The sequence below is a fragment of the Nocardia sp. NPDC004168 genome (assembly GCF_040610355.1).
Classification (GTDB): domain Bacteria; phylum Actinomycetota; class Actinomycetes; order Mycobacteriales; family Mycobacteriaceae; genus Nocardia; species Nocardia sichangensis.
In genome coordinates, this window is record NZ_JBEXME010000032.1 from 40,363 (window position 1) to 54,666 (window position 14,304).

Here is a 14,304-nt window from a genome sequence, read left to right on the forward strand (position 1 = left end):
CCGCCGCGGTCAGCAGAGTGCGGCGTCGGATGGCCGGGGGCGTGGTCCGGCGCGGCCATCTTCCTCCGTCCCCATCGAGGAGAATCCGGCGTCAGTGCCCGACCACACCGCTCACTTCATTCGGTGTGCTCGGCAGCGTGACGCTCGCGGTCTTCGCTCCGGTGGCGAGGTCGACGCGGTGGACCTGCTTCGCGGCGGGTTCCGAGACGTAGGCGACGTCGCCGCGGACGAACAGCGCCGGTCGCGGCTTCTGCCATTCCAGCGGTTCCTGCCAGGAACCTGTCACGGGGATCGTGCGCACGACAGCGCCCGCGACGGGATCGATCACGTGGATGCGGCCGTCGGTGCCGAGGACCAGGGCTTCGCCGTGCGGGCCACGGGCCAGCGAGCGGAAGGTGTAGCTGGTGCCCAGATCGACCAGCCGCAGCGTGCCGGTGACCGTGTCGATCAACGAGACACGCTGCGGGCGTTCGAGTTCGGCATCCTTGTCCTGCTTGTAGTCGCCGAGGACGACGGGCGAGGTCTCGCTGCCCGCCTGGTTGCCGATCCGGCCGTACTCGGTCGGGCCTGCCACCTTGGTGATCGCCCCGTTGCGGTAGACGAGCACGCCGTTCTCACAGCCGAGGACCACGGCCTCGCCCGCGGCGGTCGCCTCACCGTGCACGCCGGGGCAGTCCTCGCTGCGCGCCTTCTCGGTGCGGTTCTTGTCGAGCACCACGATCCCGGTTCGCTTCTCCTCCGTGCCGAGCGTGACGACGAGTTCGCCGTTGGCGAGTTCGATCGCGACGCCGTGGTGCGGGGCGGCCGCGCGGTAAGTGGCGGTCTGCGGCGCGCCGTCTGCGAGATCGGCCGAGTCGAACGCGACGACTTCACCGGTGCCGTCGCTGAACAGCACCGTCCGTCCGGCATGCCGGACCACGTGGCCGGGATGCGTGCCGGGGAACTCGATGCCGGTGAATCCGGCTGTGGCGGCATCGAAGACGCGGAAGCCGTCTTTCGTCGAGACGATCAAATGACGGTCGTCGCCCGCGGGGTTGAGCCGGTTGAAGCCGTCGAGCTCGACCGTGCCCGCGATTTCGAGAGTGGTTCCGTCCAGCACGTGGATTCCGCCGTCGTAGGTGATCGCGACGGGATCGGTGATCCGCGGGGTGTCGCGTTCGGCGGAAGTGTCGGCCCCGCAGCCGGCGAGCACCGAGGCCAGCAGACCGATCAGGGCGGACGATGTGGTGATTCGAGACCGAACGGGCATGAGCTACTCCGTCTTTCGTTCTGGTGTTCGGGTACTAAGCGGTGGCGAGGCCGCGGACGATCGATTCGGTGTTGGCCCGCATCATTTCCAGGTAGGTGCCCGCGCCGCCGCCGGGCTCGGTGAGCGACTCCGAATACAGCGAGATCACCTGCACGTGCACACCGGCTTGCTCGGCGAGCACACTGGCCAGACGGTCCGGCTGCGAGGAGTCGGCGAAGATCGCGCCCACCCCGGCGGCCCGGATTGCTCCGGCGAGGGCGGAGAGATCCGACGGGCTCGGTGCGGCGAGCGTGGTCCCGCCCGGTATCACGGCGCCGACCACTTCGAAGCCGAATCGCTGTGCCAGGTAACCGAAGACGTGGTGGTTGGTGACCAGCTTCCGCCGCTCGGCGGGGATGGTCGCGAACCGCTCGGTCATCCAGCGGTCGAGCCGGTCGAGTTCGTCGAGGTAGCGGTCGGCTTCGATCCGCACGGTCGCGGCGTCGTCGCCGTCGACCTGCTCGATGATCCGGTCCCGGATGACTTCCACCGCCTTGCGCACCCGGCGCGGGTCGGTCCAGAAGTGGGGATCTGGCCTGCCGTCCGCGTCGTCCGTGGAGTAGTCGATCGGATCGATTGCCGCGCCGACGGATACCCCTGCCACTCCGGATCTCGCGGCCGCCTCGACGTTGCGCAGCACACTCTCCTCGAGGCCGAGACCGTTGTAGACGATCAGGCTCGCGCGTTCGAGCCGGGCCGCCTGCTGGGCGGAGAGGGCGAAGAAGTGCGGGTCCGCGTTCGCCGGCATGAGCACGGTGACCTCGACCGCGTCCCCCGCGATGGCGCGGGTGAGATCGCCGAGGATGTTGGTGGTGACGACGACTCCGTCGCGATCGGCGTCGGCATTCGAGCATGCGGTGAGCGCGAGCAGGGCGACGGCGAACAGCGCGCACCAGTGAGCGGCACGTCTCATCGGCCGGTCTCCACCATCGCCGTGGGCACGATGTCGAGGCCGAAGATTCGTGCGGCACGCAAGTTGTCGGCGTAGTCGATCTCGTGGATCGCTCGCGCCGCGGGATCGTTGAGGTAGGCGCGGTGCTCGTCGACGAGGATCAGCGGCGCGGGCGCGCCGTCGAGTACCGGCGCGGTGAACGGTCGGGCCGCGGCGGTCTCCCGTCCGGACACGGCGTCGTAACTGTGCAACAGGCCGTCCGCGGTGAGGACCAGCAGTGGCGCGCCCTCGCCCGCGGTGTTCGCCGCGACCACCGGACCGGTGTCCACCGCGGTCCAGGACTTGCGCCGGACGTCGAGCACCCACACCCCGCGCAGGCCCGCCTTCGCCACCAGCGTCGCGCTGCCGGCGCGGTGGAAGAACGCGGTCGCGCGGTCGCCGTCGGAGGTGCTGTGCGGATAGGGAATCTTCTCGCCGCTGAACACCGCGTTCCGGGCCGTCACCACCAACGCGCCGTCGGCGCAACCGAAGACGACACCACGCCTGGTCACCGCCGAGCCATGCGGACGCGGACACTCTTGGGCGAGGACCGAGGCGGGCGCTCCGTCTCGGGCACGAACCTCGATCCGGTCCCGGGCGGGCACGGCCACCAGCAGGTGCTCGGCGTATGGCACGGCGGCTCCGTCGGCGATCGCGCCGCGCTCTTGTCGCGACCCCGCGCCCAGCGCGGACCGATCCAGCAGCGCTGTGCCACCCGCGTCGGAAACCAGTGCGGTCACCGCACTGTCGGCATACGCGGCCGACACCGGGCCACCGGCGAGGGCGCCCAGATCGCGGACGGGTGCCCGGTAGTAGTGCACATGATCGCCGTGATCGACCGTCCATGCGCCCGCGTCCACGATCCGCACCCCGTCGCGGGCGGACAAGAAGGCGTAGCGCCCATCGGCGGTCACGCGGCCGACGCCTTCCGCTCGGCCGAGATCGATGACGTCCGCGGTGACGAGGTCGACCACCCGCACCGCGCCGGTCCCGCTGTCGACCACGACCAGACGCGGCTGCGCCTCGTCGGCCTCCTGCGCGCCCGCCACATAACCGTGCGGCGGCGTCTCCGGAGGGCCGGTGGAATCGCCTGTCCCGCAACCGATCAAGGGCGTCATCGTGGCGAGTACCAGGAGCACGGCCAGTGGTTTCGGCGTCCCGCGCGAGGACCGGATCCGATCACGCACCCAGGACGACAGCGCCGAGACGAAGAACAGCGCGACGGCCGTCGCCGCGATGGTCGCCCCGGCGGCGGTGTGCGCGTGCCACGAGATCAGCAGCCCGGCGAAGGTGGCCACCGCCCCGAGCGCGGCGGCGGCGAGCATGATCGCCGGGATGCGATGCACCCAGTAGACGGCCGCCGCGGGCGGCGCGATGAGCAGACCGAAGACCAACAATGTGCCGACGATGTGGAACGACGCGACTATCGCCAGGGTCAGCAGAGCGATCAGCGCCACGTTCGCCAGGCGAGGCCGTAATCCGAGGGTGTGCGCCTTGCGCGGGTCGAAGGTCAGCGCGACGAATGCCCGGTAGCCCAGCACCGAGATCACCGCCGCGAGAACCGTGGCCGCGACCAGGTACCACAGGTCACGTTCTCCGACGGCGAGTACGTCACCGAAGAGAAAGCCGGTCAGGTCGACCGCGAACGAGGGCGAACGCGACACGATGATCACGCCCGCCGACAGCATCCCGACGAACAGCAGCCCGATCCCGGTGTCGGCGGCGAATCGCGTCCCACGGCCGAGCACCGAGACGCCGACGGCCATCGCCGCGGCGCTGAATGCCGCGCCCAGCAACAGGTTTCCGCCGAGCAGCGCGGCGATCGCGACGCCTGGCAGCATGCCGTGCGCCATCGCGTCGCTGAGAAAAGCCATGCCGCGCAACACCACCCACGTCCCCGCCAGAGCGCACAGACACGACACGAGCAATCCGCCCCACAACGCCCGCTGCACGAACGAAACCTCGAACGGGGCCAACCACTCCATAACGCAGCACTCTACAATGATAACGGTTTTCATTTCAATGAGTGGTTGGGAGTTACATGCCGCCAGCTGTCGATATCGCCGAGGTGACGGCCGGTTACCGGGGGCATCCGGTCCTGCGCGAGTTCACCGCCACCATCCCGGACGGCCGGGTGACCGCACTCGTCGGACCCAACGGGTCGGGCAAATCCACCCTGCTCGGCGTCCTGGCGGGCGTCATCACACCCAGCGCGGGAACCGTGCGCCGACGACATCTGCGGCGACCGGCGTTCGTCGTGCAGCACAGCGGCGTTCCGGCAACCTTGCCGATCACCGTCCGCGAAACGGTCACCATGGGGCGTTGGGCGCACCGCGGCGCATGGCGGCGCCTCACCCGGGCGGATCGGGCCATCGTGCGCGCGTGCCTCGACCGGATGGCCATCGCCGACCTGGCCGATCGCCGACTCGACAGTCTCTCCGGAGGCCAGCGCCAACGGGCGATGCTCGCACAGGCACTCGCCCAGGAGTCGGATCTGCTGCTGCTCGACGAACCGACCACCGGTCTGGACTCGGCGGCGCGGCGGGAGATCTCCGACGCCATCGGCCACGTCGGAGCGCAGGGCGTGACGGTCGTGCACGCCACGCACCGGCACGAGGATGCCCTGCGCGCCGACCACTGCCTGCTACTACAGGACGGCCGGGTCACCGGCAACGGCGATCCGCGCACCGTCCTGCGCGGACCCACCACCGAACCGGAAGCGGCCGCCGTCGACTAGCGTGGCACTCCGGGCATACCGGCGAAAAGGATCTGAAAGACTTTGGGAGCGTTGAGTACGACCGCCATGGACGGCGTGAAGGGCGCGCCTTCGTTGGTGTCGGTGACCACGTAGTCGGCGTGGCTATCCGGCACCCGGTCGAGGATCCCGGCACAGCGCGGCCCGCCGGTCGCGTTCACCTTCGGCAGATCGTCGGGATATTTGTAGGGCTGCGCGCCGTACATGAAGCTGGCGTTGAAGATGGCTCCGGGTTTGTATCCGCCGATGATGGCCTCGGCCGCGGGAAGGGCTTTCGCGATGCCGACGACTACGCAATACACCACGGGCGAGTAGGTATCGAGCAGTGAGCTGGTCGGCCGCAGGGTCGCGAGCACAGCGGTGAGTCCTTGCTCGTTCTCGGTCAGCGCCGTCCGGGTGGTGTCGGCCAACCCGACGAGGTTGAGCAGCACGGCGTCCAGGTCTTCCGCACCCTGGGCGAGCGTCCCGCTGATCGTGGTGGCGTCGGCGGCCGTGCGCAGCAGGTCGGGGGCGGTATCGGCGTAGAGCCCGGTGACCTGGCCCGCAGCGGACAGGTCCCGCCGCAGCGCGGGCAGGCTCGGGTTGATCTGCCGCAGGTAGTCGTCCGAACGAGCGAGCAGATCGCCCAGCCGGTCGCCACGCCCCTGCAACGCCGTGTCCAAGGCGGCGAGGGTGGCGTTCAATTCGCCCGGTTCGACTTTCGCCAGCACATCACTCAGACGCTGGAACAGTGTGTTGTATTCGACGGTGACGGATTCGGCGCGGATCGTCGAGCCGGGGCGCAGCGGTGTCGGCGAAGGAGCGCTCGGCACCACGAAATTCACGTACTTGGCCCCGAATACGGTGGTCGAGCGGATGTCCACCGTCGCGTTGGCGGGCACCAGCCGCAGCAGTTCGGCATCCAGCTCGAGGCGCAGACGCGCCCGGTCGCCGCGGAACTCGACGGCGCTCACCTTGCCGAGTTCCACGCCGCGCATCCGCACCTTGGCATCGCTGTCGAGCACCAGACCGGAGCGGGGCGTCTCGACGGTGACGGCCACCGTCGAGCGGAAACGTCCGGCGTACATCGACGCGGCGACCGCGACCACCGCGACGATGAGCAGGAGCAACGCCGCTCCGGCGACTTTCAACCGCAGTAACCGCCACGTCACCAGCACGGTTTGGCTGCCGAAACTCATTCGAAACCACCGATCACTTCTCGTCACGGGCCCGTGCACGGACGGCGGCACACCCGCGGCCCTGGCATCCGACTACGGTCGCGGTCCGCGGCTTGCCGGACGCTCGCTAACCGTAGTACTGTCCAGACACGTGTCCATCATAAAACTTGGACACTTATCTGGGGAAGGATTTCCAATGACTCTGGTGAAACCACGTCGGGTATCCGGAGGCGACCACGAGCACGGTCATCTGGAGGAGTTCCGCGTCGACCCGATCGGGCTGATGCGCCGGGTCCGCGCGGAGTGCGGCGACGTCGGCTCGTTCGACCTGGCCGAGCGCCAGGTCATCCTGCTGTCGGGCGCGGAGGCCAACGAGTTCTTCTTCCGCTCCGGCGACGACGACCTCGACCAGGCCGCCGCCTACCCCTTCATGAAGCCGATCTTCGGCGAGGGCGTCGTCTTCGACGCCAGCCCGGAACGCCGCAAGGAGATGCTGCACAACCAGGCGCTGCGCGCCGAACACATGCGCGGGCACGCCGCCACCATCGCCCGTGAGGTGCAGCGGATGCTGGCGCGCTGGGGTGACGAGGGCGAGATCGACCTGCTCGACTTCTTCGCCGAGCTGACCATCTACACCTCCTCGGCCTGCCTGATCGGCGTGAAGTTCCGCAACGACCTCGACGACCGCTTCGCGCACCTCTACCACGACCTGGAACGCGGCACCGACGCGCTGGCCTACGTCGACCCCTACGCCCCGATCGAGAGTTTCCGCCGTCGCGATCAGGCGCGGGCCGAGCTGGTCGAACTGGTCCAGGGGATCATGGACCGCAGGGCCGCCGACCCGCCGACCGGCAAGGACGACCGGGACATGCTCGACGTGCTCATCTCGATCCCGGGCGACAACGGCGAACCGCGCTTCAGCGCCAGCGAGATCACCGGCATCTTCATCTCCATGATGTTCGCGGGCCATCACACCACCTCCGGCACGGCGGCCTGGACGATCATCGAACTGCTGCGCCACCCCGAAATGCTCGACCGAGTCGTCACCGAACTCGACGAGCTCTACGCCGACGGCTCGGACATCAGTTTCGGCGCGCTGCGCCAGATCCCGATGCTGGAATCCGTGCTCAAGGAGACGCTGCGCCTGCATCCACCGCTGATCATCCTGATGCGGGTGGCGCGCGGCGAATTCGACGTCTGCGGTCATCGGATCGAGCCCGGCGATCACGTCGCCGCCACTCCCGCGATCTCGAACCGGATCCCGGAGGACTTCCCGGACCCGGACGCTTTCGATCCCGGACGTTATATCGATCCCAACCAAGCCGACCTCGTCAATCGCTGGACCTGGATTCCGTTCGGCGCGGGCCGCCACCGCTGCGTCGGCGCGGCGTTCGCGTTGATGCAGCTGAAGGCGATCTTCTCGCTGCTGTTGCGGGACTGGGAGTTCGAGATGGTCCAGCCGTCGGACAGCTACCGCAACGACCACTCCAAGATGGTCGTGCAGCTCGCGCAGCCCTGCACCGTCCGTTACCGCAGGCGCCGCGAGGACGACGACAGCTGACGACGTGGCCGGGCACGCGAGAGCTCCCCGTCGCGTGACGGGGAGCCCGCGTCCGGCAGCTACTCGTAGCGCACCCGCCAGCTCTTGATGCCGTTGATCCACCCGGACCGCAGCCGCACCGGATCGGACACCTGCCGCAGGCCGGGCATCGCGTCGGCGATGGCGTTGAACATCAGGTCGATCTCCAGCCGGGCCAGGTTCGCGCCGACGCAGTAGTGCGTGCCGGTGCCGCCGAAACCCACGTGCGGATTCGGATTGCGCAGGACATCGAACGTGAACGGATTCTCGAAGCCCTCATCGTCGAAATTCGCCGAGCTGTAGAACAATCCGAGCCGCTGACCCTGCCGGATCCGCTGCCCGCCGAGTTCCAGGTCCTGCGTCGCGGTGCGCTGGAAGGCGGTCACCGGAGTGGCCCATCGCACGATCTCGTCGGGCGCGGTACGTGGACGCTGCTGCCGGTAGGTCTCCCACTGTTCCGGGTGATCGACGAACGCCTTCATCCCGTGCGTGATGGCATTGCGGGTGGTCTCGTTGCCCGCCACGGCGAGCAGGATGACGAAGAAACCGAACTCGTCGGAGCCGAGCGCCTCGCCGTCGACGTCGGCGTGCACCAGCTCGCTCACGATGTCGCCCACCGGGCAGGCACGGCGCTGCTCGGCCATATTCCAGGCGTAACCGAGGATTTCGGCCGAGGCCATCGCGGGATCGCCGTACTCGGGGTCGTCGTAGTTGAGCATCTGGTTCGACCAGTCGAAGATCTTCTTCCGATCCTCCTGCGGCACGCCGATCAGCTCGGCGATGGCCTGCAACGGCAGTTCACAGGCGACCTGCTCGACGAAGTCGCCGCCGCCGGACTTCCTGGCCTCGTGCACGATCCGCTCGGCGCGCTCGGCGAGCGCGGCGCGCAGGTTCTCCACCGCCCGCGGCGTGAAGCCCTTGGATATGATCCGCCGGATCTTGGAGTGCTTGGGCGGGTCCATGTTCACCAGCAGAGCGCCGGTGAGCGCCATCTGTTCCGGCGTGATGTCGCCGGGCAGGCGGATGATGGCCCCTTTCCGCTCCGAGGAGAACAGCTCCGGATGCTTGGAGATCTCCTTGATGTCGGCGAGCTTGCTGACCACCCAGTAGCCGCCGTCGTGGAAACCACCGGACGTCTCGTCGGATTGCGCGTTCCACCACACCGGGGCGGTCCGGCGTAGCTGAGCGAATTCCTCTACCGGACTTCGGTTCTCCCACAGCGCCGGGTCGGTGAAATCGAATCCGACCGGAAATGCCGGAGCTGCCATTGCTACCTCCTAGATGAAACTGCGAGCCGGTCAGCGCGGCGAAGTGCGCCGCGCGGCGTCGGGATCGGCCTCGGCGGCCGACGCGCAGGCCGCGTCACCATCGCGCAGCCATGCGGCGGCGCGACCAGCGACCAGCGGCAATTCGAGATACGTGCGCACACCCGGCTCGGCGGCGACGACGTAGGGGATCGAGTTCACGCAGTGCATGGCCGTGGCGACGATGCCGGGGTTGCGCACCAGACCCGCGGCGGCGCTGTGCGCGTGCATACCGGTGAAGGTCACCGTCGCGCCGGGATCGCCGACGATCTCGACCTCGTATCGCTCTCCCACGGGTCCGAAGGTCCAGGGCGGGTCGAGGTTCTCGGTGCCCATGAACCAGTTCACCGCGGCCGTGATCACCGGAATACCGCGAACGGTCCCTTCCCAGCGGAAGCGCTGCGCGGCGACGCGCCCGGGCGCGATCGGGCCGATGGGCGAATCGATCGGCGCGGTGGCCACCGCCATGTCGTGCGTCACAAGCAACCGCTCGTCGAGCGCGATGCCCAGCGCTTCGGCGATCATCCACACCGACTGGCTGTAGCCGCCCGCGAGCACGTTCGCCATGACGCTGGTCGCGGCCTGCTCCGGCGTGGCGCCGAACAGCATCCAGTCCCGGACCACTTCGGGCGCGCCATAGGTGCGGATATCGGAGAACTCTTCGGCGCGCACCGCGGTGATCGCCCCCGAGAGCGCCGACACCACCAGCGGGATCTTCTCGGTGATGCCGCCGGGATGTATTCCGGTCCCGTGCAGCGTGACTCCGGCGGCTCGGCACAGCTCGTCGTACCGTTCCCGCTCCGCGCGGCGCGGATGGAACCAGCCCAGCGGTGTGACGACGTTCTTGCCGGACCGCAGGATCGCGCGCACCGTCGCGGCGTCGGCCATGAACGGGCTGTAGAGCACGCAGTCGGCCTGCGTGGCGAGCAAGCGGTCGGCATCGGTGGTCGCGCGCACCCCGACCGGCGGGCGGCCGACCAGCTCGCCCAGGTCCATGCCGTCCTTGTCCGCGCTGTGCACCCAGGCTCCGGCCAGTTCCAGCTCGGGATGGTCGAGAATGCCCTCGATGGCGGCCCGCCCGACCCCGCCGGTCGCCCATTGGATCACCCGGATCATGTCAGTCCGCCTTGTGGTCGGGCCCTCGCCCGGCCACGTACTGTTTGGCCCACCGGTAGTCGGGTTTGCCGCTCGGAGCGCGCACGATGGTGTCGGCGACCCAGACCTGTTTGGGCACTTTGTATCCGGCCAGGAATTTGCGCGCGTGCGCGTGCAGCTCGGTGAATTCGACCGGCCCGGACAGCGACACCACCGCGGCGACCTGATGCCCCCAGCGCTCGTGCGGCACGCCGATCACCACCGCGTCGAAGATCGCGGCGTGGGTCTTCACCACGCTTTCGACCTCTTCGACGAACACCTTCTCGCCGCCGGTGTTGATCACCATGTTGCCGCGGCCGATCAGCGTGATCGACCCGTCGGTCTCGGCGCGGGCCCGGTCGTCGGTGACGACCATGCGCACGCCGTCGACGGACTTGAACAGCTTCTCGGTCTTGTCGGGGTCCTTGTAGTAACCGATCGGCACGTTGCCGGTCTTGGCCAGCCAGCCTTCCGAACCGGGCGCGACGGGGCGGCCGTCGTCGTCCACGACCACCGCACCGCGGCCGGTCCGCACGCGGGGGCCGCGCGCCGGATCGTCGTCCTTCTGGGCGAACCCGATACCGCCGAATCCGGTCTCCGATGATCCGATGGAGTCCGAGACCACCGCCCACGAGAACATCTCCAGCAGCGTGTTCTTCACCGGTTGCGACAGCAGCGCGGCGCCGGAGGCGATGGCCAGCAGCGACGAGGCGTCCACCGGTTCGCTCCGATACGCCTCGATCAGCGGCCTGGCCATGGCGTCGCCGGTGATCACCATGACCTGCGGGCGTTGCTCGGCGACGGTCCGCCAGACGCGTCCGGCGTCGAAGCGGGACTCGAAGATCACGGTGTTGCCCGACCACAGCGCGGTGAAGGTGGGCATCATGGCGGCGGCGTGGATCAGCGGCGGCAGCACCAGCCAGGCACTCGGATCGATCCGGGCGCCGGTGCGGGACTGCTGGAACTCGTCGGCGACCGGTTCACCGGTGTAGAAGTCGATGCCTCCGCCGAGGACGCGCCACATGTCCTCCTGCCGCCACATGACTCCTTTCGGCATGCCGGTCGTCCCGCCGGTGTACATCATGAACAGGTCGTCGGCGCTGCGTTCGACCACCGGGCGGTCCGTCGCTCCGGCGGCGACGGCCGACTCGTACGACGTCGCTACATCGTCGATGTCCGGCGAGAATTCGTCGGCGACGCGAATCATGTGCCGCAAACCGGGCGTTCGCTCCCCGGCCTCCCGGACGGCGGCGCCGTAACAGGAGTGGTACACGAGCACTTCGAGATCCGCGTTCTCGTAGACGTAGGCCAGTTCGGCGACGCCGTACCGGTAATTGATGTTGATCGGGACGGCGGCGAGCTTGAAGCACGCGATCAGCGTCTCCATCGTCTCGATGCTGTTGTGCATCTGGAAACCCACGTGCGTTCCCGCGCCCACGCCGATGCTCGCCAGATGGTGCGCGAGCCGATTGGCGCGGATGTCGAGTTCGCGGTAGGTCACGCGACGGCCGGACTGGATGAGAGCCACCCGCTCGGGCATGGCGTCCACGGAGTGCTCGAAGAGGTCGGCGAAGTTGTTGGCCATGTCGTTCCATCTCTGCGTGGTGCGGTCAGACGACGGTGAGCGGAAGGGGTATCCCCCGGTCGGTGAAGGTGAAGGCCGCGCCGGTGCTGAACCGGGTCAGCGCGACCTCCGTCGCCTCCCGGAACGGTGTGTCGCCGAGCGTGATCGCGGCATGCCAGCCGTCCTCGCCCGCGGTGAGGACCTCGGCGGAGAAACGCGGGTTCACGCCGCGGACCAGGGCGTTCAGCGGCTGCAGGTGCTCGGGGTCGAGCATCGAAGGCCACGTGCCGTCGGTGTGCGCGCCACTGGCGGCCGGGAACGTCACCGTGACCGTGTCGCCGGCGGGCACGATCTCGATTCCGTTGTACGGCAAGGGATTCAGAGCGGGGTGCAACCGCAGCACCGTCGCCAGCGCGGCGGCGTCGTCACCGAGACCGAGACAATCGCGCAGGCGTTCACTGGTGAGCCCGGCGATGCCCGCGAACTGTTTACGTCCGATCTCCAGCGCCGCGCCGGCGTCCACCCGAGCGCGCACCGCGATCAGGAAACCCAGGGTGAGCAGGTGATGTTGCAGACATACCTCGTCGGCGAGCCGAACCAGCGCGGAGCGGGAGAAATCCGCGAAACGCACATCGCTGAGCAAGGGGCCGGAGTAGTCCGGCCGCCCTTCGTCGGTGGGGTCGATCGCGGCCAGATCCAGTCCGGCCGCCACCGACCCGGCGACCAGGTCGGCGTTGGCAGGCACCGGCGGCGGTACGTGCGCGGGGTCGATCACGACCGTCCACGCGCACACCGGCTTGCGATCGGCCGGACGGCGGGGCGGGCGGTGGATCGGCCGGACCTGGGCGTGCGGATTGGTGGCCAGCGCGGTCGCGTCGAAGGTCGGGTCCTCGATGTCGTGGCACATCGACACGACGAAGTCCTCGCCCATCGGTTCCACGTCGGCGAGCGCACCGCAGTGGTCGAGCCAGAACTCGCCGTGGTGGTGGTCGTCGACTCGGAAACGGAAGTCCATGAACTGCGGTGGAGCGCCGATGTCCAGTTGCAGTCCCTTGAAGATGGTCTCCACGCCGTCACCCGCGAAGCCGAGCGCCCGCTGCATGCGCCGGGTGTAGACCGGGCTGGCCACCTGCCACTCCTCGATGGCGACCTCGGTCATGCCCTCGCGGCCGAACGCGGCGATCGAGTGCGCCATGCCGGAGCGGTCGATGAGGTGCCCGCACAGCAGCAGTTCGGGCAGCAGAGCGGCCAGGGTGTCACGGTCCAGGTCGGCGAAACGGCTCTGAGGTCCGGCCATGTCGGTCACCACAGCGAGGCGGGCGATTCGCCGACGCGATACCAGCCGGGCAGCGGCGCGCCGGAAACCGAGCGCTCGATGCGCTTCTGCATCCCCGGGGTGAGCGCCTTGTCGGTGATCATCTCGACGAACAGCGCCGAGACATTGCCGAAGTCGAAGAAGTCGCGCTGCCAGGACCATTGGAAGTCGCCGCCGTAGCGGAACCAGCTACCGCCGATGCCCTCGGGCGAGTAGTTGCGCCCATCCGGACGTGTCGCCTCGCTGATCTGCTTCCAGAACCCGATGACGGTGCCGGTGCGGTCGTCGACCACGAATTCCTGGTAGGGGTAGGTCCAGCCCTCCAGGCCGGCCATCTCCTGGCCGAGGGCCAGCTCGCGGATCTCGTCGCGTCCGACGGCCATGAATTCCTGGGTGGGTCCATAGTTCCAGCCGTAGGTGGCGTCCTCGGTGTACATCTGCGCGAGGGGCTTCCAGTCCCCCTTCTCCTCGCAGCGCTGGTTCTCCACGATCCAGCGCTGAATCATCTCGTCGAGCTCGGCGCGGTCGAAAGCTGGCATCAGTCGGTACCTTTCGGAGAGGAGTCGGTCGCGCCTTCGTCGGCGATCGACAGGGCTCGAGTGGGGCAATAACGGATCGCGTCCGCCACGGCGGGCCGGAGTTCGGCGTCCGGTACGTCGTGCAGGATCTCGACCTGCCCGCGTCTGGGCACCGTGAACACCTCGGGAGCCTCGGCTTGGCAGACCGCGTGCCCTTGGCACAGATCGAGATCGGCGCGGATTCTCATGACCGGCTCCACACGGGCCTGCGCGGCGATCCCGGCATACGGATCCGGTCGGATGGACGGCTCATCGGGTCTCCACGGTGATGGGTAGGTGCGCGAAGCCACGCACATTGGACGAATGAACCCGCGCGATACCGGAATCGAGGACGTCATAGGACCGCACACGCGACGCGAACTCCGTCAGCGCCACCGTCGCTTCCACACGCGCCAAGTGCGCCCCCAAACAGAAATGCACACCCGCCCCGAAACTCACCAGCCCGGACCGATCGGCACGCTCGATACGGAAACTGTCACCATCCTCGAACACCGCCGCATCCCGGTTGGCCGAACCGATCAGCAACAACACCTTCGCCCCCGCCGGAACCACCCCACCGTGATACGCGAGGTCCTCGGTCGCGGTACGAGCGATCATCTGACTCGAGGTGTCATAACGCAGGGTCTCCTCCACCCAGTCCGACACCAAACCCGAATCCGCGACGACCTTCGCGTACTGCCCCGGATAACGCGCACCCCA

13 protein-coding genes are annotated in these 14,304 nt (G+C 68.5%); 2 read left to right on the top strand and 11 right to left on the bottom strand.

Annotation, left to right across the window (positions count from 1 at the left end):
• Positions 1-91: 91 nt before the first annotated feature.
• Genes aztD through aztB form a run of 3 tightly spaced genes read right to left on the bottom strand, consistent with a single transcriptional unit; the run spans position 92 to position 4,204 of the window.
• Positions 92-1,249, bottom strand: coding sequence for a zinc metallochaperone AztD (aztD, locus tag ABZW96_RS32905; protein ID WP_355080142.1), 1,158 nt, complete (start codon positions 1,247-1,249; stop codon positions 92-94).
• A 34-nt stretch (positions 1,250-1,283) separates the two neighbouring features.
• Complete coding sequence (gene aztC / locus ABZW96_RS32910; RefSeq protein WP_355080144.1) at positions 1,284-2,201, bottom strand: zinc ABC transporter substrate-binding protein AztC; 918 nt, start codon at positions 2,199-2,201, stop codon at positions 1,284-1,286.
• Positions 2,198-4,204, bottom strand: a complete 2,007-nt coding sequence (gene aztB / locus ABZW96_RS32915) for a zinc ABC transporter permease AztB (RefSeq protein ID WP_355080146.1) — start codon at positions 4,202-4,204, stop codon at positions 2,198-2,200. The genes aztC and aztB overlap by 4 nt, the downstream gene beginning before the upstream one ends.
• A gap of 56 nt (positions 4,205-4,260) precedes the next feature.
• Between aztB and aztA the strand changes: the two genes are divergently transcribed.
• Entirely contained in the window at positions 4,261-4,956 is a 696-nt protein-coding gene (gene aztA / locus ABZW96_RS32920) for a zinc ABC transporter ATP-binding protein AztA (RefSeq protein ID WP_355080148.1), read from the top strand.
• Here aztA and ABZW96_RS32925 read toward each other — a convergent pair.
• Positions 4,953-6,152 carry an MCE family protein gene (locus ABZW96_RS32925; protein ID WP_355080149.1) on the bottom strand — a complete coding sequence of 400 codons (1,200 nt, stop codon included), beginning with the start codon at positions 6,150-6,152 and terminating at the stop codon, positions 4,953-4,955. The genes aztA and ABZW96_RS32925 overlap by 4 nt on opposite strands.
• A gap of 175 nt (positions 6,153-6,327) precedes the next feature.
• Here ABZW96_RS32925 and ABZW96_RS32930 point away from each other — a divergent pair, with 175 nt between their 5' ends.
• Entirely contained in the window at positions 6,328-7,692 is a 1,365-nt protein-coding gene (locus tag ABZW96_RS32930; protein WP_355080151.1) for a cytochrome P450, read from the top strand.
• 59 nt (positions 7,693-7,751) lie between these two features.
• Here ABZW96_RS32930 and ABZW96_RS32935 read toward each other — a convergent pair whose 3' ends face one another.
• From ABZW96_RS32935 to ABZW96_RS32965, 7 genes are all read right to left on the bottom strand, one after another.
• Positions 7,752-8,978: a cytochrome P450 gene (locus ABZW96_RS32935; protein ID WP_355080153.1), complete on the bottom strand. Its 1,227-nt coding sequence runs from the start codon at positions 8,976-8,978 to the stop codon at positions 7,752-7,754.
• A gap of 30 nt (positions 8,979-9,008) precedes the next feature.
• Positions 9,009-10,130 carry a dihydrodipicolinate reductase gene (locus tag ABZW96_RS32940; protein ID WP_355080154.1) on the bottom strand — a complete coding sequence of 374 codons (1,122 nt, stop codon included), beginning with the start codon at positions 10,128-10,130 and terminating at the stop codon, positions 9,009-9,011.
• A 1-nt stretch (position 10,131) separates the two neighbouring features.
• A complete protein-coding gene (locus ABZW96_RS32945) occupies positions 10,132-11,733 on the bottom strand; it encodes an acyl-CoA synthetase (RefSeq protein ID WP_355080156.1) in 1,602 nt (533 codons plus the stop codon).
• A gap of 25 nt (positions 11,734-11,758) precedes the next feature.
• Entirely contained in the window at positions 11,759-13,009 is a 1,251-nt protein-coding gene (locus tag ABZW96_RS32950; protein WP_355080157.1) for a hypothetical protein, read from the bottom strand.
• A gap of 5 nt (positions 13,010-13,014) precedes the next feature.
• Complete coding sequence (locus ABZW96_RS32955; RefSeq protein ID WP_355080159.1) at positions 13,015-13,566, bottom strand: nuclear transport factor 2 family protein; 552 nt, start codon at positions 13,564-13,566, stop codon at positions 13,015-13,017.
• Positions 13,566-13,793 carry a ferredoxin gene (locus ABZW96_RS32960; RefSeq protein WP_355080160.1) on the bottom strand — a complete coding sequence of 76 codons (228 nt, stop codon included), beginning with the start codon at positions 13,791-13,793 and terminating at the stop codon, positions 13,566-13,568. The genes ABZW96_RS32955 and ABZW96_RS32960 overlap by 1 nt, the downstream gene beginning before the upstream one ends.
• 61 nt (positions 13,794-13,854) lie before the next feature.
• On the bottom strand, positions 13,855-14,304 hold a 450-nt coding region (locus ABZW96_RS32965), incomplete at its 5' end, for a cytochrome P450 (protein ID WP_355080162.1).

Coding starts and splice junctions, on each gene's coding strand:
- ABZW96_RS32940 (WP_355080154.1), bottom strand. CDS start 10,130: ATGATCCGGGTGATCCAATGGGCGACCGGCGGGGTCGGGCGGGCCGCC.
- aztB (WP_355080146.1), bottom strand. CDS start 4,204: ATGGAGTGGTTGGCCCCGTTCGAGGTTTCGTTCGTGCAGCGGGCGTTG.
- ABZW96_RS32945 (WP_355080156.1), bottom strand. CDS start 11,733: ATGGCCAACAACTTCGCCGACCTCTTCGAGCACTCCGTGGACGCCATG.
- aztC (WP_355080144.1), bottom strand. CDS start 2,201: ATGAGACGTGCCGCTCACTGGTGCGCGCTGTTCGCCGTCGCCCTGCTC.
- aztD (WP_355080142.1), bottom strand. CDS start 1,249: ATGCCCGTTCGGTCTCGAATCACCACATCGTCCGCCCTGATCGGTCTG.
- ABZW96_RS32935 (WP_355080153.1), bottom strand. CDS start 8,978: ATGGCAGCTCCGGCATTTCCGGTCGGATTCGATTTCACCGACCCGGCG.
- ABZW96_RS32950 (WP_355080157.1), bottom strand. CDS start 13,009: ATGGCCGGACCTCAGAGCCGTTTCGCCGACCTGGACCGTGACACCCTG.
- ABZW96_RS32930 (WP_355080151.1), top strand. CDS start 6,328: ATGACTCTGGTGAAACCACGTCGGGTATCCGGAGGCGACCACGAGCAC.
- ABZW96_RS32955 (WP_355080159.1), bottom strand. CDS start 13,566: ATGCCAGCTTTCGACCGCGCCGAGCTCGACGAGATGATTCAGCGCTGG.
- aztA (WP_355080148.1), top strand. CDS start 4,261: ATGCCGCCAGCTGTCGATATCGCCGAGGTGACGGCCGGTTACCGGGGG.
- ABZW96_RS32960 (WP_355080160.1), bottom strand. CDS start 13,793: ATGAGAATCCGCGCCGATCTCGATCTGTGCCAAGGGCACGCGGTCTGC.
- ABZW96_RS32925 (WP_355080149.1), bottom strand. CDS start 6,152: ATGAGTTTCGGCAGCCAAACCGTGCTGGTGACGTGGCGGTTACTGCGG.